Genomic DNA, 23,908 nt, shown 5'->3' on the forward strand with positions numbered 1-23,908 from the left:
TATAGCACATTTTCAGTGATGTTAAACATCCCCTGCTTTTTGAATGTTATTTACCTCCCATCTCATCATTGTTAAAATAGAAGAGCCTGATCCTTTTCTCCTAAGTACATGAAGTTAGACTGATCAAAACATCTTCAAAAGAAAATTGAAACGTCAGGCTGACTTGTTACGTCTATATGTTGGAGTACGCTTCACACGTGTACTCAAAAGATGAGTTTCTCTCAAAAGAGGAACGCTTTCGACTTGAAGGAGGTCAACATGTTTAAAAAAACGATGCTTGGTATGATGGCAGCGCTCCTTTTACTGATTGGTGCGCCAAAAGTCAGCTTAGCGGATGCAGCTGCCGGCGATGTCATCGTCACACTCGGGCAAGACTTAACACCGGCTGATCGCCAGAAGGTGCTTGACGAGTTGAATCCACCTGAAAATGCGACAAAAATTGAAGTAACCAATAAAGAAGAGCACGAATATTTAGGAAAGTATATCCCTCGTTCTGATATCGGGACTAGAGCATTATCATCTTCATCCATCACCATAGAAAAATCAGGTACTGGTCTGACTGTGGATACACATAACATTAAGACCATTACTGATGAGATGTATTTAAATGCGTTAATGACAGCAGGTGTCAAGGATGCGAAGGTGGTCGTGACTGCTCCGTTTGAAGTATCCGGTACAGCCGCACTGACAGGTCTATTAAAAGCCTATGAAGTGTCAAGTGACAAAGCCATTCCAGAAGATGTGAAGCAGGTCGCAAACGAAGAACTTGTGACAACATCTAAATTGGGTGACTCCATCGGAAAAAACAATGCTTCTGCTCTTATTGCAAAAATCAAAGATGACATTGCGAAAAACGGTGTCCCTAAAACAACAAAAGAAGTGGAAGAAAAAGTGAATCAAGCCGCTTCCGATTTGAACTTAAATCTGACGCAAGAGCAAAAGGATCAGCTAGTCTCCCTCTTTGATAAAATGAAAAACATCAATATCGATTGGAACCAAGTAGGGTCTCAAATCGATAAAGCAAAAGACAAGATTACGAAATTCATAGAATCAGATGAAGGTAAAAACCTTCTACAAAAGATTTGGGATTTCTTTGTCTCCATTTGGAACGCGATTGCGTCTGTATTCACTGGCGGAAAATAAATTTCATAAAAAAACGCTGCCTGATGACCAGGCAGCGTTTTTAAGTAGATGACTTCACTTTTGATTGATAGGGTAAATCCAGTTTGACAATGTCCTCATATGTTTCACGCTCAACTACAAGCTGCGCTTCCCCATCTTCTACAAACACAACAGCCGGGCGCGGGATGCGGTTATAGTTGTTTGACATACTGTAGCCGTAAGCTCCTGTACAAAAGACAGCTAATAAATCTCCTTGTGATAACTCTGGCAGGTCAATATCCCAAATGAGCATATCTCCGCTCTCGCAGCATTTCCCTGCAATTGAAACCGTTTGATCATGCGTTTGGCTCATTTTATTGGCGCTCGCTGCTTCATATTTCGCTTGATATAAAGCAGGGCGAATGTTGTCACTCATTCCGCCGTCTATGGCTACATAATCACGAATTCCAGGGACATGTTTTGATGAGCCGATCGTATAAAGAGTCGTTCCTGCATCTCCAACAAGAGAGCGGCCTGGCTCAATCCAAATTTCTGGCATATCGAACTCATAGCGGGCTACGTTCGCTTTGACAGCTTGAATTATTTTCTCAACGTATTCTATCGGAGGAAGTGGTTCATCCTCTGCTGTATAACGGATTCCAAAGCCTCCGCCTAAGTTTAACACTGTGGAGATAAAGCCAAAGGATTCTCTCCATTCATCCAGCTTCATAAAGATTTTATTTGCTGCAAGGACAAAACCAGCCGTATCAAAGATTTGTGAACCGATATGGCAATGGACACCTAAAAGATCGATCACTTCTGACCCAAGCACTTGTTTCACCGCTTCGTCTGCTTGTCCATTATGAAGATCAAAGCCAAACTTTGAATCCTCTTGGCCTGTCGTAATGTAATCATGAGTATGCGCTTCGACACCTGGCGTGATACGGAGCAGCACTTTCACCTTTTTTGACAGCTCTTGACCAAGCTGTTCAATGAGTTTCATTTCATAGAAATTATCAACTACAATACAGCCGATCCCATACTCTAATGCCATCTTTAATTCTTCTCTGCTTTTGTTGTTGCCATGGAAATGAATTTTATCTACTGGAAATCCGGCGCAAATGGCTGTATGCAGCTCTCCGCCAGATACGACATCAAGAGATAATCCTTCTTCTTTGGCAAGCTGAAACATGGCAATAGAGGAAAATGCTTTACTCGCATATGCTACCTGCGCCGTTAATTCTTCTTCTATAAACGCTTTTTGAAAGCTTTTTGCGCGCTCCCGTATTAAAGCCACATCATATACATAAAGTGGTGTCCCATACGTTTCAGCTAAAGAAACGGCATCAACACCACCAATTTCTAAATGACCGAGTTCATTTTGTCTGCAAGTGCCGTGTAAATACAATGTCATTCCCTCTTTCTCCGCCTCGGCTGAAAAAAGACAGCTGCGTGAGCTGCCTTTTGCCGTTTCTCAAAGTTAAAAATACAATATCACAATCTTCAGCCACTTTCAATGAGCGTTAAGAATTTGGCGGAATTTTTGATCTGTTTTGAGGGTGTACGATGCTTGGCCTTACTTTTGAGCCAGGAACAGACGTCCGAATCAGCACTTGCCACAAAGCCTTTCCATTAAAAGGAATGAACGGCCACATATAAGGCGTCTGCAATGAACGAATGGATGTTAAATAAATGAGTAACAAGGTAAAACCAATGATGAGTCCATTCAGCTTAAAGATCGCCACTAGTGCTAATATGATGAGTCGCACGATCTTATTGGCGACACTCAGTTCATAGCTCGGCGTTGTAAATGTGCCGATGGCTGCTAGTGAGACGTATAAAATGACCTCCGGTGTAAATAAACCGACATCGATGGCAATTTGTCCAATTAAAACGGCCGCAATCAGCCCCATGGCGGTCGACAGTGCAGTTGGCGTATGAATTGCTGCCATTCTTAAGAACTCCACCCCAAAATCAGCAAGAAATACTTGGAGAATAACAGGGATATGTGAAGGCTTGTTAAACCCAATATAGCTTAAATTGTCAGGCAGGAGATTTGGTTCTAGGATAAACAGAAACCAAATTGGCAATAAAAAGGTAGAACATAATATGCCTAAAAAGCGTACCCATCTTAGAAACGTGCCTACTGCCGGTGCCTGACGGTATTCTTCTGCATGCTGAACGTGATGAAAAATTGTGGTTGGAGTAATGATGACACTAGGCGATGTATCGGTAATGATGATAACATGCCCTTCTAATATATGGTTAGCAGCTACATCTGGGCGCTCGGTGTATCGCACAAGCGGAAAGGGATTATACCCTTGTTTAATAATAAATTCTTCAATCGTTTTATCAGACATCGTCAGCCCATCGACTTTGATCCCTGATATTTCTTTTTCAAGAATATCCACAAGATCTGGGTCCGCAATATCTTCAATGTAGCAAACACATACATCTGCTTTTGAACGTTCGCCTACTTTGAGCATTTTGTATCGCAGCTTTTCATCTCGCACTCTTCTTCGGATGAGCGCTGTATTCACAATAATGTTTTCAACAAACCCGTCTCTTGCTCCTCTGACAACCTTTTCTGTATCCGGCTCTTCTGGCATTCTGCCAGGATAGCTCCTGACGTCAATGATAAATGCGTAGTTTTCACCTTCTACAACGACTGCTACAAGTCCCGACAGCACTTGATCTACTGCTTCATCCAGCGTTTCAACTTTTGAGACCTGCTGATTGACAAGGCGGTTCTCGACCACATAAGCGAGGTCATCTGATTCAGGTTCGTTGTCATTGATTTCAATCAGTTCTTTTAATAAATAGATGACATACTGCGTATCACACAATCCGTTTACATAGTAAAGTTGGATTTCCTGATCATGTATATAGATTTTCCGAACGCCAAGGTCAAAGCTGAGACCCATCCCGACATTATCCTTGAAGTAATCTTCATTTTTCTTCGGGTCTCGGTACACGTTTACCTTGTCTTTCTTCATGGAAACCACTCCTTTCTAATATTAACTCAACTGCTTTCATCGTGATTGGAGACCCTTTGCTCAGATCATCTTTCCGTCCCATCTTGCCAATATCCCCAATCCCGACAACAAGCGGAAGATGGAGTGAGTCGAGACAATACACCGTATCCCCGCTCATTTTATGTGGCTCCATTTCTGGAAGTCCGTGTTTGTCGACACCGTATTCTGTTAGTTCACCTTCCCGGTCAATGGAGACATGCACCTTGGTCCATTCGGCTTGATGCGTCTTGGATGCAACTGCAATGGCTCCAATCACTTCAATTTCAGGGTGACACGCCACATGCTTCATCGCCGTCTCCCCTGTTCCTTCACCCGTCAAACCAGAATCATCAAACATGACAAACACTGGATCATACGGCGTCTTTAAAATCAACTGGACAAGTTCAGGTCCTGTCCGTTTGCTTGGATTCCCTTTTGAGCTAGAAATACATCGTCCGCCGACGTTTTTGGCGACAAGCTCAATCGTTTTGGCAGCATATATATCTCCGTCTGTCACTAAAATGACTTTACGTCTTTGCCCCATATGAGGTTATCCTTTCGGTTTAAAGATAAGTGCGATAATAAATGAGAATAAAATCGCAGCTGATATTCCAGCAGAGGTTAATTCAAAAATGCCGATCCCGATTCCGATGAATCCGTGTACATCTGCCTGGTGCATTGCTCCATGAAGCAAACTATGACCAAAGCTAACGATAGGTACGGTTGCACCTGCACCTGCAAATTCAATAAATTTATCATAAATTCCGAACCCGTCTAATATGGTTCCTGCCACAACAAAGATGGTCATGACATGTGCAGGCGTGAGTTTGAGTACGTCCAATAAAAGCTGGCCGATGACACAAATAAGTCCACCTGCAACAAAAGCGATCAGATATTCCATTAGCTTTCTCCTCCTGCACGCTCAAATACGACACCATGCGCAATGGTTGGAATGGTCTCTTTTTGCTGGACCATCGTCGGGCTGAGAAGTGCCCCGGTTGCGACAACCAGTACTCTTTGCAAATTCCCTGCCTTCATTTCTTGAAAGATGTGACTGAATGTCACAACAGCTGAACACGCACAGCCGCTGCCTCCAGCGAACACATTTTGATCGGGTGTGTAGATGATTAATCCGCAATCATCGTGCTTGCGGCCGAGCTGAATGCTGTCTTCTTTGAGCAGATCCTTTAAGATCGGTGAGCCAATACCAGATAGATCACCTGTTAAAATAAGATCGTAATCGTCAACCGTTCTCCCTAGATCTTCTAAGTGCTGCTTGATGGTATCTGCTGCTGCCGGTGCCATTGCAGATCCCATGTCAAATGGGTCTGTAATACCAAGATCCATGACTCGTCCCACAGTTGCGCTTGTAATTTGAATTTGGGAGGGCTCTTGGCTGATAATAACGGCCCCGCTCCCAGTCACTGTACTTGTCGCTGTATCTGGTTTTTGCCCGCCGTATTCTGTCGGATTACGAAATTGGCGTTCTGCCGTCGCATTATGACTGCTTGTCGCAGCAATGGCTCTTTTTGCAAAACCACCATCTACTAATGCCGAAGCAATGGCGACCGATTCCATTGATGTGGAGCATGCTCCAAATAAGCAAAGAAACGGGATTTTAAGTTCTCTTGCCACATAGTTTGCTGTGACGTTTTGATTCAGTAAGTCTCCTGCCAGCAAAAGATCAATATCGCTTTTTTGCAAATTTGCTTTTGATAAAGCGGTTGATATCGCATCATCCATGAGCTGCCTTTCAGCCATTTCCCAGTTCTTTTGATCACAATGCATTTCGTCGTATGTTTTATCAATTAGATGACCGATCGGGCCTTCTTTTTCTTTCGGTCCTGCAGCTGTTCCTTCTGCATTGACATAAAGCTTATGCTCAAATACCCAAGATTGTTTACCTGTTAGTTTCACGTTTCATTCCTCCTACGAAAACACCTTTTCCAAGATGTATCGAATGATCCCTACGATATATGCCGAGACGACACCAAAAACAATGACGTTCCCAGCAAGCTTAAACATGTTCGTGGCTACACCTAACACAAGCCCTTCACTTCTATGCTCAAGAGCAGCACTTGTCATGCTGTTTGCAAACCCTGTCACCGGGACAGCGGATCCCGCTCCAGCAAACTGGCCAATTCTATCGTAAATACCGATACCAGTTAAAATTGAAGAAATTAAAATGAGGGTCGCCACTGTTGGATTCCCCGCTGTCTTTTCATTAAAATCAAAAAAGTGAATATAGAAGTTTTGCAATCCCTCGCCTATGACACAGATCAAGCCGCCAACAAGAAAAGCCTTAATGCAGTTGAGTACATAAGGAGGTTTGGGCTGATACGTTTTCACCTTAGATGAATAGTTCTCTTTTAAACTCGACACGTGTTGTTCCCTCCAAATTTTTAAATATAAATAAGCCAATGAAATAATGAACCAAATACCTTTCCTAAGACGATGGCCATGAGCAGCAAAACAATTTTCCCGTCCATTCCAATTCTTTTCGTTAATATAGGAAGTACATTTAATACCTCAGTCAATGCGGCTGCAAGCATACCGTAGAAGATGCCTGATAAAAGACCAATCGGCAGCGCCAGCCATTTGGATAAATGCAAATGCATTTGACTCAAGGTGGCCCATCCGCCAACGACCGCTCCACTGATGACAGCCGCCTCGTACCCTTGTATGAAGCGCTGCGTTTTGGTTAATTGCATTAATCGAGGGATGATGCCAAGCACTGTTAGAAATGCCACAAATCCTGCTCCGACCGTTAAACCGCCGCCAAGTCCAACGAGCGCGACAAAAAGCCACTTACCGATCATGGATATCTTTCAATGTTTCTTTATTTTCTTTAAGTGCGACATAATGATCGAGATCGAGCTGATATTTAAACATTTCCACTTCGAGCGGACTTGGTTCTTCATTTAAACGCTTCTTAAATACATGATTGAAAAATAAAATCATGCCCAAACCTAATCCAAAGCTATATGGAATTTGTAATAAATAAGGATGCTCAACCGTTTTTCCTGTGATCATTTCATATAGGCGAATATGAACAAGCCGCATACTGACATCCTCATGGAAATTCATGATGGCAAGAGCCGCTCCGACAAATAATAGGAGCCATACAAACACAAATAAAACGGGAGAGAGCTGGCGTTTGCCTGTATCAATTTCAACAATCGCCTCAGAGCCTCCGACGGTTTGAATGTCGATGTCTGGCCACGTTTTTTTGATCGTTTTGACGACATGCATGATGTCTAGAACGACGATGTGACGATCCTTTTTGCTGACATGATACATCGGCATTTTGCTAAGCTTTTGCACAGTAAACTCACCACCAGTGATTTGGGCGATATCCTCTAAATAAATGAGCTGATCAATACCGGTCTTGATTCGATGGCGCAGCCGAATAAAGATTTGTCCGTCCATCCAAGTCACTTCCTATACGATGGGTTAAAAATAGTATGTGGTGAAAAATGGTTCTCATACTGACAGAACTTGAATTACCGGTAATTACCACATAAAAAAGCCAGCCGAATTGGCTAGCTGTCTTTCTGATCCATTTGCATTTGGATTTGCTTTAAAATTTTCTTTTCAAGCCGTGAGACTTGTACTTGTGAAATACCCAGCCTCTCTGCTACCTCAGATTGTGTTTGGTCTTTATAATACCTTAAGTACACAATCAGTTTCTCCCGCTCTTCTAATTCCTTGATCGCTTCTTTCAGCGCGATTTTATCAAACCATCTTTCTTCTGAATGATCGGCAATTTGATCCAGCAATGTAATAGGGTCTCCGTCATTTTCATACACGGTTTCATGAATCGATGACGGTGAGCGGACCGCTTCTTGGGCGAGAACGACATCCTCTGGTGTGATGTCAAGATATTCAGCAATTTCCTGTACGGTCGGCATTCTTCCTTGAGACTTAGACAATTCATCTTTTGCCCGCCGAATTTTATTTCCAAGTTCCTTTAATGACCGGCTGACTTTGACCGTTCCATCATCGCGGATGAAGCGCTGAATTTCACCAATGATCATGGGAACGGCATAGGTCGAAAACTTCACATCATAGGACAAATCAAATTTATCAACAGATTTTAGCAGTCCAATGCAGCCAATCTGAAATAGATCATCTGGTTCATATCCTCTATTTAAAAAGCGCTGAACAACGGACCAAACAAGACGCATGTTTTTTTCTACGAGGAGGTCTCTTGCTTGCTGATCTCCGTCTTGGCTTTTTTTGATGAGCTCTTTGACTTCATCATTTGACAGCTGTGCTTTTTTTGCTTGCTTTCTTACCTCCACATCCATATGAGCAGCTCCTTAATTACAAAGCGCTTTGCTTTTTGATAGATGCTTTGTTAAACGGATCGTCGTGCCCATTTCTGGTGATGAGTCCACCATGACATCATCCATAAAATTCTCCATGATGGTAAAGCCCATTCCAGAGCGTTCTAAGTCTGGTTTTGTTGTGAAAAGCGGCTGTCTTGCTTCCTGAAGATCTGTAATTCCCATGCCTTCGTCACGGATGGTGAGGTAAACGACATGGTCATCTAGTGTGACATGAATATGCACCTTGCCATCTGGATTCCCATCATAGCCGTGGATAATGGAGTTTGTCACGGCCTCTGATACAACGGTTTTGATTTCTGTTAATTCATCTAATGTTGGATCAAGCTGGGCGATGAACGCCGCGACTGTTACCCTTGCGAAGGATTCATTTTGACTCAATGCAGAGAAGGTCAGGTTCATTTCATTTGTCATGATGCCACCCCCAATGTTTGCAAAGCGGTTTGCTCTGAAGGCTCCATACGGATAATTTTAAATAAGCCAGACATATCAAATAAACGGTTCACCGCTGGCGAAATCGCGCAGACGACCATTTCACCGCCAAGCTGCTTGATTTCTTTATATCTCCCTAAAATCACCCCGAGTCCAGAGCTGTCCATAAACGATAAATCAGCCAAATTCAGCACGATGTGGCGAATGTCCTCTGTTTCCAAATAATTCGTCACCTTTTGTCTCAATGTTTCTGCGGAGTGATGATCGAGCTCTCCTGTCAACCGAATGCAAAGTACGCTCTCTTTTACTTGAAAATCAATACTAAGGCTCATCTTTTTCTTCCTCCTTGCTCTAATTTCGGATAAAGAATGTTTCTCTTTTAAACAAAGTAAATCCTTCACCATGACAAAACTAGTGATCATTCGTCACATTTAGCTGTTCTTTTCTTCTCGCTCATAGCAAAAAGACTGCCAATTGCAGCAGTCTTTCGCCTTTTATTTCCATTTTACAAATTCGGCCATGGCCCGTTTGAAGAAAGTCCAAACCCCTGCTTTTTCCATTCCTTCTTTTGCTTCTACAGGGCTTTCATGCAGTACTTTACCGTCTTTTTTCAAGACAATGGTGCCAAGTTCCGCCCCTTTTGAAAATGGAGCCGTGACATCATGAGACAATTTGATTTCTTTTTTAATCTGATCCACATTTTCGCCTTTTTTCGTTAAAAGGGAGATCGGTTCAGAAGTGACAAGCTGAATTTTCTTCTTTTTCCCTTTGCTCACTTTGATCTCTGCCACGTCTTGTCCTCGTTTGTAAAGTGGATGGGTTGTATATTGACTAAATGCATAGTCTAACATTTTGACCACTTGGGCGTTTCTGTCTTTCGGTGTACTTGCGCCAAATACGACAGCAATGACGCGCATGTTGCCTTTTTTAGCTGATGCGGTTAAACAGTATTTTGCCTCGCCTGTAAAACCTGTTTTCAACCCATCGACGCCTGGATAAAATTTAATCAGTCGGTTCGTGTTCACAAGCCAGAATTTTTTATCTGTGTTTTGACGGAGATAGTCTTCATAGACACCTGTGAATTTGGTGATTTGTTCATATTTCAACAGCTCTTTCGCCATTTTTGCCATATCATGAGCTGTGCTGTAATGATCTTTTTCAGGAAGTCCCGTTGGATTTTGAAAGACTGTTGAGGTGAGCCCGAGTTCTTTTGCCTTTTTGTTCATCTGCTCAACGAACTGTTCTTCAGATCCAGCAATATGCTCTGCCATGGCAACAGATGCATCATTTCCTGAAGCAATTGCAATGCCTTTCAGCATTTCTTTCACAGTCATTTCTTCTCCTGGTTCAAGGAAAATTTGTGAGCCTCCCATGGATGCTGCATAGTCGCTCGTTCTGACCTTGTCTGTCATTTTCAGTTTACCCTGATCAATGGCTTCCATGATGAGAAGCATCGTCATGATTTTGGTCATACTTGCGGGTGCAAGCTTTTCATCGCTGTTTTTGTTGTAAAGCACCTTTCCCGTGTCTCGTTCTATTAAGATCGCTGATTTGGCTTCGTGTGCCAATTCTGATGTTTGTTTTTCTCCTGGTTTTTCAATCTTTTCTTTTGCTATCGCTGATGGTGAAACCATTGAGATAAGGATCATTAAAATAAACAATGCACATATATGACGTTTCAAGTGGCAGACCTCCATTATCGTAATCCTTTCTATTTTTTCCTCATACAGGCTGTTTTATTCAGAGATCGTTTGATTACACATAAAAAAAGTCTTCTGTTTGATGAACAGAAGACTTTTGGAAACATATTATGAAAGTTGTTTGACAATGTCTTTTACTAAATCAAGAAAACTTGCTTTCACTTTTTCCGTTACTTCGATCACTTCATCATGAGACAGCGGCTGATCCAAAATACCAGATGCCGCATTGGAAATGCATGAAATGCCAAGTACTTTGATTCCTGCATGACGCGCAACAATGACTTCTGGAACAGTCGACATTCCTACCGCATCTGCTCCAAGTGTTCGTAGGAAACGAACTTCAGCAGGTGTTTCATATGAAGGGCCTGTCATCCCTGCATATACTCCCTGCTGTACAGATATGTCTAAGTGTTGAGCCGTTTTTTCTGCAAGTGCCAGCAAATCTTTATCGTATGGTGCAGACATGTCAGGGAAACGAACGCCTTGACTGTCATTTGGTCCAATTAATGGATTGGTCCCCATCATATTGATATGATCTGTAATCAGCATCAGATCGCCTGGATGAAAGGACGTATTCACGCCGCCGGCTGCATTTGTCACAATACATGTCTCAATGCCAATTTCTTTCATCACACGGACAGGAAACGTCACTTGCTTCATATCATATCCTTCATAGAAATGAAAACGTCCTTGCATTGCACATACGACGGTGCCTTTCAGCGTCCCGATAACGAGCTGTCCTGCATGTCCCTCTACTGTTGAAACAGGGAATCCAGGGATATCTTCATATTTCAATTTGATTGGATTTTCAATCTCATCTGCTAAAATGCCAAGCCCTGAACCTAAGATCAATCCAACTGTTGGTACGTATGTCGATGCTTGTTTAATGTATGCCGCCGCTTCTGAAAACTGTGCTCCCACGAGATTTCCCCCTATTTGAGTTTAGATAAAAAGCTTGTACCGTATTTTGGCATCGCTGACTTGAAATTATCTGCTACCGTTGCCCCAAGATCAGCAAAGGTTTTCGCTGTTGGCAGTTCATTTGCTTCCCGATGCTTTTTACTGTAAGCAATAAGCGGAACGTATTCTCTTGTATGGTCTGTTCCGTGATGAACTGGATCATTTCCATGATCTGCTGTGATCACAAGGAGATCATCCTCTTTTAACAGGTCAAACACTTCAGGAAGACGTGCGTCAAATTCCTCTAGTGCTTTCCCGTAGCCCTCTGGGTCTCTTCTGTGCCCATAAAGAGCGTCAAAATCAACAAGGTTTAAAAAGCTGAGTCCTGTAAAGTCTGTTTTAAGTGTCTCGATCAGTTTGTCCATTCCATCCATATTTGATTTCGTTCTGAGAGAAGATGTAATTCCTTCACCGTCATAAATATCAGAGATTTTTCCAATGGCAATGACATCAAGCCCATCATCTTTCAGCTCATTCATGACGGTACGGTCAAATGGTTTTAAAGCATAATCATGACGGTTTGGCGTTCTGACAAATGCCCCAGGCTCCCCGACAAACGGACGAGCGATAATGCGTCCTACCATATATTTTTCATCTAAAGTCAGTTCTCGTGCAATTTCACAAATGCGGTAAAGCTCTTCCAGCGGCACAACTTCTTCGTGCGCAGCAATTTGCAAAACAGAATCCGCAGATGTATAAACGATTAAATCGCCTGTTTTCATGTGCTCTTCGCCAAGCTCATCCAGAATTTCTGTCCCAGACGCTGGTTTATTCCCAATGATGCCCCGTCCTGTTTTTTCTTTTAGTTCATTTAATAGTTCATCTGGGAATCCGTCTGGAAAGACTTTAAACGGTGTGTCTATGTAAAGACCCATTATTTCCCAGTGTCCTGTCATTGTGTCTTTACCATTTGATGCTTCTTGCATTTTTCCATAATACGCAAGCGGTTTTTCGTCCGCTGGAATTCCTTTGATTTCTTTAATATGACTCAGCCCAAGCTTCGCCATATTCGGCATATGAAGCCCGTTCATTTTTTCAGCAATATGTCCAAGTGTATCTGCACCTACATCATTAAAATCAGCAGCATCTGGTGCTTCACCAATCCCTACTGAATCCATCACAATGAGGAACATGCGTTTATACTGATAATCAGGCATTAAAAAGCGCCTCCTTCAATATTCTTGTCCTTTGACCTTTCAAATATAGAGAGGTCAGACATCTCAAGTATAAACCGTTTACAAGTCAATTGACAACTATAAACGGTACAAACATCAAAAAGCATGGTACACGTTCACCGTGCCATGCTTTACTTATGCCCTTGGATGGAATTTGTGATACACATCTTTCAGTCTTGTTTTCGTCACATGTGTATAAATTTGTGTTGTTGATATATCCGCATGCCCGAGCATCTCCTGTACGGCTCTTAGATCAGCACCGTTTTCAAGCAGATGTGTAGCAAATGAATGTCTGAGCGTATGAGGCGTCAATTCCTTTTGAATGCCTGCTTCGATGGCTCGTTTTTTTAAGTTCTTCCAGAAGCCCTGCCGCGACATCTTTTTCCCGTGATGATTGAGGAATAAGGCATCGGCTGGCTGTTTTTTTAGCAGCTTGCTTCTTCCTTTTTCTATATATTCTTCAATCGCACTTGCAGCGGCTTCGCCAATTGGCACAATTCGCTCTTTTCTTCCTTTTCCAAAGCAGCGGATAAAGCCCATTGTAAGATGAACATCTGCAAGGGTCAGATCCAGCATTTCACTCACACGAATGCCTGTTGCATATAAAAGCTCCAGCATGGCTTTGTCCCGGTAGTCAAATGGTGTATGCTGCTTTGGTGTATCAAGCAGCTTTTCAACCTCACCGAGTGATAGAACTTTCGGTAATTTCCGCTCTGTTTTTTGCGTTTCAATGTTCCATGACGGGTCATCTGTTGTCACTTTTTCCCGTAGCAGAAATTGGTGAAAGGAGCGAATCGATGATAGATGCCTTACGGACGTTTTGCTCGATTTCCCTTTCTCTTTTAGCTGCTTTAGATAATGAATGATATGAAGACGCGTGACGTCTTTGATATCGGCTAGCTGCTCGTGTGTCATTAAAAAAGACAAGTAGTTCTGTAAATCTCTTTTATAAGAGACAATGGTATTTTCAGAGAGTCCTCTCTCTACTGTCATAAAATGAATAAAGTCGGATAATTGATCGTTCAATGGTTTCTACTCCCCGTTTTGATAAAAATAAATCAATCGGTCTTGCCAGTTGTCTTGATTCGGCTGATCCATTTCCATCACTTTAATCGCTGCACCCTCTGGTTTATCATAACGATGGTAGCTTTCATATTCTGAATTTATCCATATCATAGCATAATAGAACAGGACGGTAAAACCAGTGAACAAGATAAATACTTTCATCACTTCACCTGTTGTTTTGAGCCATTTTCGCATGATCTTCATGTCCTTTCTCATCTTCTCATTACTTCAGCATATGCCAGGTGGGACAAGGAATATACAGCGAAAATGCAAAAAACCTCTTCATATGAAATGAAAAGGTTCCAATTCGGATTATTGGCCGGAATCATCATCATGACAGCGATGGCAAATACCATGGAATGTCAATCTATGATCCTTAATTTTAAATTTCCAGTCGCGTTCAATAATCTCTTCAACATCTTCTAATAAATCATCTTCTATCTCATCGACTGTCCCGCATTCCATGCAGACAAGATGGTGATGGAAGTGGGCGGCTCCTTCTTTGCGAAGATCATATCGCGAAACGCCGTCTCCAAAGTTAATTTTATCAACAACTTTCAGTTCAGTTAGCAATTCTAACGTCCGATAAACAGTAGCAAGACCAATTTCAGGAGACTTCTCTTTTACGAGGAGGTATACATCTTCTGCACTTAAATGGTCTTCTTCATTCTCAAGCAGTACTCTGACTGTTGCTTCACGCTGTGGCGTGAGCTTATAGCTGGAAGAATGAAGCTGTTTCTTAATTCGATCAATCCGATTTTCCATTGACTTTCCCTCCTACGCCACATTACTTGATCATTATATCAAATGATGTGCAGAGAGCCAACTATAATCATTTTAAATTAATAAATAAATTGATTATTATTTAATAATGATTATAAAAATTTCAAAAAAGGACACCCGCTAGCTTTTTCATCAGCATGAATGATAAGTACGATTCAAAAAAGGATGAAAGTGCAGCAAGCGCTAATATCATCAGCAGAACAGATGCATACCGTCCAAACCACTGGACTGGCGCTTGACTGATCGTTTTTTTCATGAAAAGCTGTCCAATGAGACGGATGGAAAACGCAATCGCACATGTTCCGATGACTAAATATGCTGGAATGAGCAAAATATTTTGCGGAAGAACCGATACGAAAGAAAGAAAAAATCCACTGAGCCCCATTTGATTCACTAGAAAACCAACAGTAAAGCCAACGACAATCCCTTTTAAAAAAATCATGAGAAAGATGAGCGGCAGACCAATGATGGAAATTCCTAGTATCCACATGAGGCCTAAATATTTCATATGATGCAGGAAGCTTTGCAAAAACATTTCTTTTGATTCTGCTGCTTTCTCATTCGTCAGCTGACCAAAAAATTGATTTAAATAATAGAATAAATCCTCTTTCTGACTGATTGTCATGCTGTTGACGATAATAGCCCCAAAGATGACGCCCATTAAAAAGAGTACCGAGACAAACAAATAAATCGATAGATGATCTTTTACGTGCTGAAGAAGATGTTCCTTCCAAGACTTTTTCCGCATGCGTCTTCCTCCCAAATAGTAAAGGTTACTAGATTCTATGAGAGAGAATACGAAACATGACGGTTTTATCGAAAGAAAAAAGAGAAAGCAGTGTACAGGCTGCTTTCTCTTTTTCATTTATCGAGACGCTTTTTGTACGTTCACAAGCCCGTCACCATAATAAAAAGGATCTCCAAGCTTTGTTGCTGTTTTTGAAAGTCTTTCGCGCACTTCTTCGTTTGTCAGATTAGGATGTTTTGATAGAATCACAGCCGCAGCACCCGTAACATGAGGTGATGCCATTGACGTCCCGCTTTTGTAGCCATATTCGTTATGAGGAATGGTGCTTAGCGTTGAAACGCCTGGTGCTGATACTTCCACCTCTTCGCCAACAGAGGAATCAAAGGCTCTTTGCTTCCTTTGGTCAACAGATGCGACAGCCATCACTGAGCTGTATTTGGCCGGGTAGTCAATCGTATTGAGTGAGCCATAACTCCCAGCATTCCCGGCAGAAGCCACAATGAGAATCCCTTTGTCATACGCTTTATCTACCGCTTCTTTCAGCGCCTCAGATTCACTTGCTCCCCCCATACTAATATTGATGACATCCATGTCATTCTCGATCGCCCACTCAATGCCTTTAATGATCCAGCTATAGTAGCCGTCACCATTTTGATCTGCCACCTTGACAGCATAGATAGAAGCTTTTGGCGCAACACCAATGACGCCCACTTTATTATCTAATGCTGCGATCGTGCCTGCCACATGGGTTCCGTGTTCATGCGGGTCAACGAGCGGATCGGACTCTGTTGGAACAAAGCTGACTCCGCCGGTTACGTGTAAATCTTCATGTTTGCCATCGATGCCGCTATCAAGAACAGCTACTTTGACATTCTGTCCGGCATATCCTCGTTTATGTACCTTATGTGCTTTGATGCTTTTAATGCCATATGGGACGGTTTGACCGCTTGTTTTTGCTTTTTGGTCCTCCTCAATAAAGGTAACTTCTTTTGCTTGATTCAGTTTCTCTTTCGAGGTCTCATTCAATGAAACTTTCATCATATCTATTTGGTCTATGGATTCTTTCACATGTCCACCAGCTTCTTCTACAAGCTGTTTTTGTGCTTTGTCTTGAACGGAAGAAGAAAAGCCGATCATATACTCTTTTTTTGCTTGCTCCTTTGCAGTTATATCTGACGCACCGAACGTGATTGATGCCAGCAGCATACTTGCCATACAAAGCCCTGCTCCAAATGACTTGACGTTCACGATACTCACTCTCCCTTTCATTGCTTTTTGTCATTTAACTACATTTTTAGACAAAAAGAAACGACCGTTTGTCCTATTTTTTAAAATTTTTCCATTTATTTAATCTACTTGTCACAAAAAAGCAAAATAAAATGCTTATGATCCTCTTGATAGCGATCATAAGCATTCCTTCCTTTATGTTTCTTCATCATATGCTGCATGGCTTCTTGTTTTGTTTTAGTCTTTCTTTCATGTGTGCTAAAATGCGGCACGAATCCTCTTGACAGTTCTGGATTTCGGCTGTGCTGCCTTTGAATATGTTCTCGTTTTTTCTTTGCTTTGCTTTTTCCCATTTGGCAAAACCCCTTTCGTTGTCGTTATGATACACGAAAGCACATAAAAAAGATAGACGTATACACGCCTATCTTTCTGTTTTCACCATATCAAGATGCGGGATGCCATCTTCATCATAACAATCTGAGACGGCTTTGAAACCAAACGATTCGTAAAACGATTTCAGGTAGGCTTGTGCCTGAATTTTGACACTTGTTTCACCTAATTCACTGAGCTTTTCCAAAGCCTTGCTGAGCAGCATTTTCCCATAGCCTTTTTTCCGGCCAGCCTCCGTCACAAGGACACGGCCAATGGATGCCTCTTCGTACATGATCCCGCTTTGGAAAATTCGGCAATAAGCCACAATGATGCCGTTCTCTTTTGCGATGATATGAAGTGCCTCTTGGTCTCGATGATCGATTTCAGGATAAGGGCATGTTTGTTCTACGACAAACACGTTGACTCTCTCCATTAAAATAAGGTAAAGGTCCTCTTTGGGCAGTTGTTCAAATGTTTGACATGTCCATTTAAGTTGACTCATGATTAATATCCACCTTGCCGTAAACTCCGCCTCCACCAGCGATCAGTCCGACTTCACCTTTTCTTGCTTTGATGATGTAATTGGCTGTTTTTTCTGGCAGAACAGCTTTTAGTTCTTGTTCTGTTGCTTGATGAAGAATATTCATTTCTGTGTGAAACACGGCTTTTAGCTTGTCTAACGTTTTGGCTCCGACTCCCGGAATAAATTGAAGAGGGAGCTGGTGAACATAAGGAGGTCTCGTCCCTTTGTCACTTTCTTGGTCAGCAAGCTCCTTTAAACGCTCACTCACTCCTTTTATCATCCGGGTATGTCCGCATACGTGGCACTTTTCTTGGTCTGGGCTGTCAGGTCTTACCCCGCATTTCTCGCAGGTCGTATGATAATATTTTCCAAGCCGCGGGGCGAGTCCATAATTTCCTGTGATGTGTCTGCCATCTTTTCCTTGAAGGGCTAGTTTGAATTCGGCAAAAGAGGCATGATCCATTTGGATTTTTGTATATTCTCGCGCAATTTTCCCTAAGGAATGAGCATCTGAATTCGTTAAAAAAGGATAACGATTCAGCTCACTTAGCTGGGAGGCCATTGACGTATCGCAGCTAAGCCCAAGCTCAACCGCATCAATGAGTTCCGGATCGAATACTTCTGTTAAAGAAGTGTTTACTCCTTTACCGTATAAACTTTTGTGCGGCGTGAAAATATGGGCAGGAATAAATAATCCTCCAAGCTCCTTGACCTTGTGCTGAAGTGTTCTCCCATCAACATATAGGCGCTGTGAACTCAAATGCACATTTTTCATATGAAGTGAGAGCCATGCGGAGAACTTAGACATTTTGTGTAATGTGGGCATAAACGCAAGCACATGAATCGGACCCTTTGAATGGTCGTCATTGATTTCTAATTCACTGCCTAAAAGTAAAACTGTCTGTCCAAATGATAGACCTCCATCATTCAGTTCAGTGTACTTTCCTTCCTCTACACCCTCTATTAACTCTTCTAGGACTTCAGGAGATTGTGCATCAATCACACCAATCATCCCCATCCCTTTATTTTGTGACGCTTCTATTAAAATTTGGTCAATTGTGAGCGACCTCGCACCTGTAATTTTGACAGCCCTGCCTGTTCTCGTTCTGCCTATATGAATATGGATGTCGGCAAAAAACTCCCTCATTTTGTAGACTCAAGTACCTCTTGCAGTTGTAAATACTGAATGGCATAGGCTGTTTTTGCATCATAAATATGCTGTTTTTCAATGAGGTGCAGTGCTTCTTCTAATGAAACTTCCATCACTTCTACAAATTCATCTTCATCCAGCTCTCTTTTTTCTTCAAGCGGAACCAACTGATCTGCAAGATAGATGTGGACAAGTTCATCTGCAAACCCAGGCGATGTATAAAAAGCAGTCAGCTTTTTAAGCTGCTGAGCTGTGTACCCTGTTTCTTCTTCTAATTCTCTCAGTGCTGTATGTGCCGGCTCTTCCCCTTGTTCTAATTTCCCAGCCGGAATTTCAACGATGGCTCTCTCTAGTGCTTTACGGTATTGCTTGACCAAAATGATTTTATTTTCGTCCGTACGTGCAATGACTGCTACTGCACCTGGATGTTTGATGATTTCTCGTTTGCCCTGTTTTCCGTTTGGCAATTCTACATCTTCAAGAACCAAATCAATGATTTTTCCGTTGTATAATTCTTTAGATGATAATGTTTTTTCTTCAAAGTCCTTCAATTTTGTCAGCTCCTCGTTCTACTTTCACATTTTACTTCATTCATTTTAACATAGATGATTTAGGAGAAGCGAAGAGCGAACGCTCGCTTCAAATGCGCCATTTGAAATCACCTAACTTGAATTCCAGATTTTTTTCACTTAATGTGAAGATAGGAGTGTGATTGAATTGAAAAAAAGACGAATTGGTACCTCTGAGCTCTTAGTGAGCGAGGCTGCACTAGGATGTATGTCCCTTGGGACTGAAAAAGAAAAAGCGCTCTCTTTATTAAATGAGGCCATTGATCTTGGGATTAACTATTTGGATACAGCCGATTTATATGATTTTGGGACAAATGAGGAAATTGTCGGGGAAGCCATTAAGAACAGACGGCAAGATTTGATTTTGGCCACAAAAGGCGGGAACCGCTTTGAAAAAGGCAAACCGGGCTGGGACTGGGACCCTTCAAAGGCGTACATAAAAGAGGCAGTAAAACAGAGCCTCAAGCGGCTTCAGACAGATTATATTGATTTATATCAATTGCATGGCGGCACGATTGATGACCCAATTGATGAGACCATTGAGGCTTTTGAAGAATTAGTGGAAGAAGGCGTCATTCGATATTACGGCATATCTTCTATCCGTCCTAATGTCATTAAAGAATATGCCAAAAAGTCGAACATTGTCAGTGTGATGATGCAATATAGTTTACTCGACCGCCGTCCTGAAGAATGGTTTTCTCTTCTTGAAGAACAAGGCATTAGCGTCGTCGCAAGAGGGCCTTTAGCAAAAGGGCTTTTAACTGAAAAACCACTCTCTCAAGCAAGTGCAGCCATTCAACATAACGGCTATCTTCAATACTCATTTGATGAGCTTCAGCAGGTCATTCCTTCTTTAAAGAAAGTCGCTTATGACCTATCGCTCACCGAGCTGTCCATTCAATATTTGCTCAAGCATTCTGCTGTCAGCTCCGTTGTTTTTGGCGCAAGCTCGGTGGAACAGTTAAAAGAAAATGTAGCAGCGGCAAATGCACGTTCTTTAAGCGACCAAGAAGTAAAAGCATTGACATACTATACAAAACCATCTGTGTATGAGGCGCATCGTTTGAATAGAACGTAAAAAAGAGATCACGTCATGTGGTCTCTTTTTTAGCTTTTATATTTTCTCCAGTCTAAATGACTTTCATCTAGCAGCTCTGAGAAGCTTTTATTTTTCTCTTTTTCTTTCTGCTGCCGAAGGAGGTCTTGTCGTTTTTGTTCTTCTCTTTTTTCTGTCTCGACGGCAAGGTTCTGCTTCATTTGAAGAAGCTGCTGTTTCATATCATCATTTATGCCGTCCTTTAGCTTCGCTTGATCTTGATTGGTCTTTTTCATTGTGCCTCTCTCCTTTTGCCTTAGTGTATCATCCGTTTTATTTGCTGAACAAGAGTCACACCAATCTCCCAACATGTGGTATGATCATCGTAGGAAAACTTCGGAAAGGAAGAATCGGCTTAATGAAGAAATGGATCGCTCTACTTGCCTTTATATTATTCCCACTCATCGCAGTCGGCATTTTTTTCACCAATAAAATGATGTATATTCGTAAATTAACGGATGAAGAGCTAATCAAACGAGAATCAGATGAAGGTCATTATCATCACGAGGAATTTAAACAGCTCAAAAAAGAGAAAGTTTGTATTCCCTCATCCTTTGGTTATGATCTTCATGGCTATTTTGTACCGTTTCCACATACAACTCGCACCATCGTGCTTTGCCACGGCGTTACTGTCAGTCTGATCAATTCAGTTAAGTATATGAAATTATTCCAAAAGCTCGGATGGAATGTGATGCTTTATGATCATAGAAGACATGGGATGAGCGGCGGGAAAACCACTAGTTATGGATACTATGAAAAAGAAGATTTAGCGCAGGTGGTGAAGTGGCTCAGAAAAAGGTTCGGGGAAAGTGCCATCATTGGTGTACACGGGGAATCGATGGGTGCAGTCACTACCTTGTTATATGCTGCAAAACCTGAAGCAGCCGCAGATTTTTACATTGCCGATTGTCCCTTCGCTTCTTTTGAGGATCAGCTGGTGTATCGGTTAAAAACGGATTTTCGCCTTTCAGGTCATTGGATTCTTCCACTGAGTGATCAAGTGTTAAAATGGCGGGACGGATATCGCATCCGGCAAGTTTCCCCGCTTGATGTGATCGATCAAGTGAAAGAACCTGTGCTCTTTATCCATAGCCTTCATGACGACTATATCCCTTGTGTGCAAAGTCAGCAGTTATATACACGAAAAAAGGGTGATAAACAGTTATTTATTGCGCCACATGGGGCTCATGCGATGTCTTTTAGCGAAAATAAGGAAGCTTATGAACAAGAGGTCCAAGCATTTCTTCAAAGATTTGAACTCAATCAAGATGAAAGAGGAGAATGAACAGCAGTTCATCTCCTCTTTTTCAGCTAACTTATACGATAGTCACCACTGTTGTATGGTGTCTGCCCGCCAGCTCCATATGGCTCTCTTCCGATTGCTGCTGACTCATGACCGATAATCCTGCAGTTGCTGCCAATAAAAGAACTATCAAACTCATTTTCATATAAATGACCCCCATTTTGGATTTTTGATATAGCTTGAATTTTCCTTTCGTAAAACCGGGTAGATACTTCAAATAGTCCGAGCTCATTATAATAATGAGCCGCATCAAGTGCCAATTCCTCAATATCTGGGTATAAGCGCTTGTCCTCCAACAGGTCTAATGTATCGTCTATGATCTTTATTTCTGCATCAACGTATAGTGCTTTTAGAAACTGAAATTTGCAAATGTAAATTTCATCTTCTAATTCACAGGCTTTCATAATACCTTGTTGATAGAGGGATAACGACTCTTCTATCTTTTTTTGTTTAAACAGGATTTGGGTCAGCATAAATAGTGGGTCTAGAGAGCGATTTAGATGGGTTAAATTCTCCTTTTCAAACACTTCAAGAGAGTCTTTCAGATAACGACTTGCTTCCGGAAGATCATTCATTTGGTAATAACAGTTACCTAAGTTGAAAAGGGCCGAACCTATGACTCGAGGGTTTCCAATTGAGCGTGCTCGCTTTAGAGCATTTTTAAAGTAGGGCAATGCATGTTCATAGCATTTCAAATCATCATAGTTTGCACCGATGACAAATTCACAGTGGATGATTCTCAGCGTGTACGTTCTATAGGCAGAGTACGTATCTAACGCTTGCAAGGCATAGTGCATCGAAAAGTGGGTTTGTTTCATGTGGTAATATATTTCTGCTAATTTAAAGTAAAATTCTGCTCTTTCTATATCATCTGATATGAGATTGAGCTTTTTTTCTGCTGAACGGTAATAAGCAATGGCGCTCAAATAGTTTCTCTGCTCAAATTCAAACATTCCTGTGAAAAAATGAACATAGTATTCAAGCATATCCGTTAATTTCGTTTGCGAATGTTCAATCGTTTCAAGGAGATTCTTAATTTCTTCATCATTCGAGGCTTTCTTTGCCGGTTCAAAATATTCAAGCATTACCTTATGGCGAAAATCCATCAGCTGGTAAAACAATAACAAGTTTTGATCCTGCTCCATCTCAAGGATTTCCTGCTCGATCTCGGCCTTCAGCTTCTCTGCTTTCATGACATGAAATCCGCAAATCTGTCTATACCATTCGTTTATTTTGATTCCAACCTGAGGCGATGACAACTTGAGCTTCAATTCACTTTAGCACCTCCCTTCTCATATACGATACATGTTGTATTCTATCACATTTCCTCGAATGGAAGAAATATGAAATGTCATTTTTCGCAAAGTTTTCGGTATCCCGCAATAAACGCTTCCATTGCCTATTTTTCGGCATTTACAGGCACTATTTTTTCATTTCCATTTTTCTCGTTTTGTCGAATCTTTTGTTAAAAACTGCTTTTTTCCGTTTAAAAAGAGCATTTTTCAGATTAGACAGCCCTGTTGTTTAATGAGATGATGAACGCACAAAAAAACCCTTCTCAGCAAAGGGCTTTTTATAATACATCTGTTACTTGTTCCATATTCTCTTTGATCCAATCTACTGCTAATTCGAGTGTTTGAAATTCTTCCGTTTCAAATGTGACTTCATCTTGAAGAAGCCAAACGTCCTTTTTCACCGAATCCATTCCACCTATTGACCAGTGCAAAAGGCTATAGGGATGATTGTTATTTAAAAACGACACCCATGTTTTATTTTGTGCCGTGTTTTGTATCACTCTAAGCTTCTGATCCACTACGTTTCCACCTTACTTTACAAGTATGCCCATTCTTGGACTGAGTATTTGCTGAGGACTTTTCAGCATCAATGTATTGGCTTTTTCATTAAAATCGATGGTCATTTCCTCATCAAAGAATACCTTCTGTGCAATGTGTATATATAGTTTTAAATGTTGGCTATTATTCAGTTGTTCCCATTCACCTGTTCTTTCACTTGTTAACCAAAGCATTGGTACGCCACTCACTGCACAGCCACAACCTTCTGAATCGTAGCGAAGCAGTAATTCCTTCGTTTCGTTTCCTGTTTGCTGTTTTTCTATATATGTTTTAGCCAGTTCTGTGATGTGAATATACATGGCGAACATCCTTTTTAAATTGATGCTTACATTGTAACACATAAAACACCATAAAACATAAAACATGACACACGACTAAATCCGAAAGCCATATTCTTTGAAATACACGCTCTTCTCACTAGGATTATATCTATCTATTGGCTCTTTTTGCTTCTTGTTTTTTAGAATTATACTTATGACGCTACCAAT

At 41.5% G+C, this 23,908-nt stretch carries 30 protein-coding genes; 3 read left to right on the forward strand and 27 right to left on the reverse strand.

What is annotated here, in order from left to right:
• The first annotated feature begins 258 nt into the window (after positions 1-258).
• A complete protein-coding gene (locus ACSLGF_RS02255; RefSeq protein WP_456002104.1) occupies positions 259-1,143 on the forward strand; it encodes a DUF1002 domain-containing protein in 885 nt (294 codons plus the stop codon).
• A gap of 40 nt (positions 1,144-1,183) precedes the next feature.
• Here ACSLGF_RS02255 and lysA read toward each other — a convergent pair whose 3' ends face one another.
• From lysA to ACSLGF_RS02370, 23 genes are all read right to left on the reverse strand, one after another.
• Complete coding sequence (gene lysA / locus ACSLGF_RS02260) at positions 1,184-2,509, reverse strand: diaminopimelate decarboxylase (protein WP_456002507.1); 1,326 nt, start codon at positions 2,507-2,509, stop codon at positions 1,184-1,186.
• A gap of 115 nt (positions 2,510-2,624) precedes the next feature.
• Positions 2,625-4,097 (reverse strand): spore germination protein, encoded by a 1,473-nt coding sequence (locus tag ACSLGF_RS02265; protein ID WP_456002107.1) that lies wholly within the window; start codon positions 4,095-4,097, stop codon positions 2,625-2,627.
• Positions 4,051-4,659, reverse strand: coding sequence for a stage V sporulation protein AE (locus ACSLGF_RS02270; protein WP_456002110.1), 609 nt, complete (start codon positions 4,657-4,659; stop codon positions 4,051-4,053). The genes ACSLGF_RS02265 and ACSLGF_RS02270 overlap by 47 nt, the downstream gene beginning before the upstream one ends.
• A gap of 6 nt (positions 4,660-4,665) precedes the next feature.
• The gene (gene spoVAE / locus ACSLGF_RS02275) at positions 4,666-5,016 is read right to left on the reverse strand and encodes a stage V sporulation protein AE (RefSeq protein ID WP_230030347.1); all 351 of its coding nucleotides are present in this window, start codon (positions 5,014-5,016) and stop codon (positions 4,666-4,668) included.
• Positions 5,016-6,032 carry a stage V sporulation protein AD gene (gene spoVAD, locus ACSLGF_RS02280; protein ID WP_456002114.1) on the reverse strand — a complete coding sequence of 339 codons (1,017 nt, stop codon included), beginning with the start codon at positions 6,030-6,032 and terminating at the stop codon, positions 5,016-5,018. Before spoVAD ends, spoVAE begins: the two co-directional genes overlap by 1 nt.
• A 12-nt stretch (positions 6,033-6,044) precedes the next feature.
• On the reverse strand, positions 6,045-6,497 hold the full coding sequence (spoVAC, locus tag ACSLGF_RS02285; RefSeq protein WP_456002117.1) for a stage V sporulation protein AC: 453 nt from the start codon (positions 6,495-6,497) through the stop codon (positions 6,045-6,047).
• Positions 6,498-6,517: 20 nt separating this feature from the next.
• Entirely contained in the window at positions 6,518-6,934 is a 417-nt protein-coding gene (locus tag ACSLGF_RS02290; RefSeq protein ID WP_456002120.1) for a stage V sporulation protein AB, read from the reverse strand.
• Positions 6,924-7,544, reverse strand: coding sequence for a stage V sporulation protein AA (locus ACSLGF_RS02295; RefSeq protein WP_456002123.1), 621 nt, complete (start codon positions 7,542-7,544; stop codon positions 6,924-6,926). Before ACSLGF_RS02295 ends, ACSLGF_RS02290 begins: the two co-directional genes overlap by 11 nt.
• A gap of 113 nt (positions 7,545-7,657) precedes the next feature.
• Positions 7,658-8,425, reverse strand: a complete 768-nt coding sequence (gene sigF, locus ACSLGF_RS02300) for an RNA polymerase sporulation sigma factor SigF (protein WP_456002126.1) — start codon at positions 8,423-8,425, stop codon at positions 7,658-7,660.
• 12 nt (positions 8,426-8,437) lie between these two features.
• On the reverse strand, positions 8,438-8,878 hold the full coding sequence (spoIIAB, locus tag ACSLGF_RS02305; protein ID WP_099726759.1) for an anti-sigma F factor: 441 nt from the start codon (positions 8,876-8,878) through the stop codon (positions 8,438-8,440).
• On the reverse strand, positions 8,875-9,228 hold the full coding sequence (spoIIAA, locus tag ACSLGF_RS02310; protein ID WP_099726758.1) for an anti-sigma F factor antagonist: 354 nt from the start codon (positions 9,226-9,228) through the stop codon (positions 8,875-8,877). The genes spoIIAB and spoIIAA overlap by 4 nt, the downstream gene beginning before the upstream one ends.
• Positions 9,229-9,390: 162 nt before the next feature.
• Entirely contained in the window at positions 9,391-10,545 is a 1,155-nt protein-coding gene (locus ACSLGF_RS02315; RefSeq protein ID WP_456002510.1) for a D-alanyl-D-alanine carboxypeptidase family protein, read from the reverse strand.
• A 159-nt stretch (positions 10,546-10,704) separates the two neighbouring features.
• Complete coding sequence (locus tag ACSLGF_RS02320; RefSeq protein WP_456002129.1) at positions 10,705-11,517, reverse strand: purine-nucleoside phosphorylase; 813 nt, start codon at positions 11,515-11,517, stop codon at positions 10,705-10,707.
• Between the two features lie 11 nt (positions 11,518-11,528).
• Positions 11,529-12,713: a phosphopentomutase gene (deoB, locus tag ACSLGF_RS02325; protein WP_456002132.1), complete on the reverse strand. Its 1,185-nt coding sequence runs from the start codon at positions 12,711-12,713 to the stop codon at positions 11,529-11,531.
• Between the two features lie 153 nt (positions 12,714-12,866).
• Positions 12,867-13,757: a site-specific tyrosine recombinase XerD gene (xerD, locus tag ACSLGF_RS02330; RefSeq protein ID WP_456002135.1), complete on the reverse strand. Its 891-nt coding sequence runs from the start codon at positions 13,755-13,757 to the stop codon at positions 12,867-12,869.
• Between the two features lie 6 nt (positions 13,758-13,763).
• Entirely contained in the window at positions 13,764-13,991 is a 228-nt protein-coding gene (locus tag ACSLGF_RS02335) for a YqzK family protein (RefSeq protein WP_003215798.1), read from the reverse strand.
• A gap of 117 nt (positions 13,992-14,108) precedes the next feature.
• The gene (gene fur / locus ACSLGF_RS02340; protein ID WP_456002138.1) at positions 14,109-14,561 is read right to left on the reverse strand and encodes a ferric iron uptake transcriptional regulator; all 453 of its coding nucleotides are present in this window, start codon (positions 14,559-14,561) and stop codon (positions 14,109-14,111) included.
• Between the two features lie 121 nt (positions 14,562-14,682).
• Positions 14,683-15,327 carry a stage II sporulation protein M gene (gene spoIIM, locus ACSLGF_RS02345; protein ID WP_034319889.1) on the reverse strand — a complete coding sequence of 215 codons (645 nt, stop codon included), beginning with the start codon at positions 15,325-15,327 and terminating at the stop codon, positions 14,683-14,685.
• Between the two features lie 117 nt (positions 15,328-15,444).
• A complete protein-coding gene (locus ACSLGF_RS02350; protein WP_456002142.1) occupies positions 15,445-16,575 on the reverse strand; it encodes a S8 family peptidase in 1,131 nt (376 codons plus the stop codon).
• Positions 16,576-16,679: 104 nt separating this feature from the next.
• The gene (locus ACSLGF_RS02355; RefSeq protein WP_456002146.1) at positions 16,680-16,907 is read right to left on the reverse strand and encodes a hypothetical protein; all 228 of its coding nucleotides are present in this window, start codon (positions 16,905-16,907) and stop codon (positions 16,680-16,682) included.
• Positions 16,908-16,975: 68 nt separating this feature from the next.
• Entirely contained in the window at positions 16,976-17,428 is a 453-nt protein-coding gene (locus ACSLGF_RS02360) for a GNAT family N-acetyltransferase (RefSeq protein ID WP_456002149.1), read from the reverse strand.
• Positions 17,415-18,596 carry a TIGR00375 family protein gene (locus ACSLGF_RS02365; protein ID WP_456002152.1) on the reverse strand — a complete coding sequence of 394 codons (1,182 nt, stop codon included), beginning with the start codon at positions 18,594-18,596 and terminating at the stop codon, positions 17,415-17,417. The genes ACSLGF_RS02360 and ACSLGF_RS02365 overlap by 14 nt, the downstream gene beginning before the upstream one ends.
• Positions 18,593-19,150: an NUDIX hydrolase gene (locus tag ACSLGF_RS02370; protein ID WP_099726749.1), complete on the reverse strand. Its 558-nt coding sequence runs from the start codon at positions 19,148-19,150 to the stop codon at positions 18,593-18,595. Before ACSLGF_RS02370 ends, ACSLGF_RS02365 begins: the two co-directional genes overlap by 4 nt.
• Before the next feature lie 166 nt (positions 19,151-19,316).
• On the opposite strand from ACSLGF_RS02370, the gene ACSLGF_RS02375 reads away from it, so the two are divergent.
• On the forward strand, positions 19,317-20,246 hold the full coding sequence (locus ACSLGF_RS02375; RefSeq protein ID WP_456002155.1) for an aldo/keto reductase: 930 nt from the start codon (positions 19,317-19,319) through the stop codon (positions 20,244-20,246).
• A 29-nt stretch (positions 20,247-20,275) separates the two neighbouring features.
• On the opposite strand, the gene ACSLGF_RS02380 is transcribed toward ACSLGF_RS02375, so the two are convergent.
• Positions 20,276-20,500, reverse strand: coding sequence for a YqkE family protein (locus ACSLGF_RS02380; RefSeq protein WP_456002158.1), 225 nt, complete (start codon positions 20,498-20,500; stop codon positions 20,276-20,278).
• A gap of 122 nt (positions 20,501-20,622) precedes the next feature.
• Here ACSLGF_RS02380 and ACSLGF_RS02385 point away from each other — a divergent pair, with 122 nt between their 5' ends.
• Positions 20,623-21,549, forward strand: a complete 927-nt coding sequence (locus ACSLGF_RS02385; RefSeq protein ID WP_456002161.1) for an alpha/beta hydrolase — start codon at positions 20,623-20,625, stop codon at positions 21,547-21,549.
• Positions 21,550-21,575: 26 nt separating this feature from the next.
• On the opposite strand, the gene ACSLGF_RS02390 is transcribed toward ACSLGF_RS02385, so the two are convergent.
• The 3 genes from ACSLGF_RS02390 to ACSLGF_RS02400 form a co-directional block, all read right to left on the reverse strand.
• Positions 21,576-22,838, reverse strand: a complete 1,263-nt coding sequence (locus tag ACSLGF_RS02390) for a response regulator aspartate phosphatase (protein WP_456002164.1) — start codon at positions 22,836-22,838, stop codon at positions 21,576-21,578.
• Positions 22,839-23,140: 302 nt separating this feature from the next.
• On the reverse strand, positions 23,141-23,380 hold the full coding sequence (locus tag ACSLGF_RS02395) for a DUF2552 family protein (protein WP_456002167.1): 240 nt from the start codon (positions 23,378-23,380) through the stop codon (positions 23,141-23,143).
• Between the two features lie 12 nt (positions 23,381-23,392).
• Positions 23,393-23,719 carry an iron-sulfur cluster biosynthesis family protein gene (locus ACSLGF_RS02400; RefSeq protein WP_034319861.1) on the reverse strand — a complete coding sequence of 109 codons (327 nt, stop codon included), beginning with the start codon at positions 23,717-23,719 and terminating at the stop codon, positions 23,393-23,395.
• Positions 23,720-23,908 lie beyond the last annotated feature (189 nt).

This window comes from Bacillus sp. A015 (assembly GCF_053851875.1).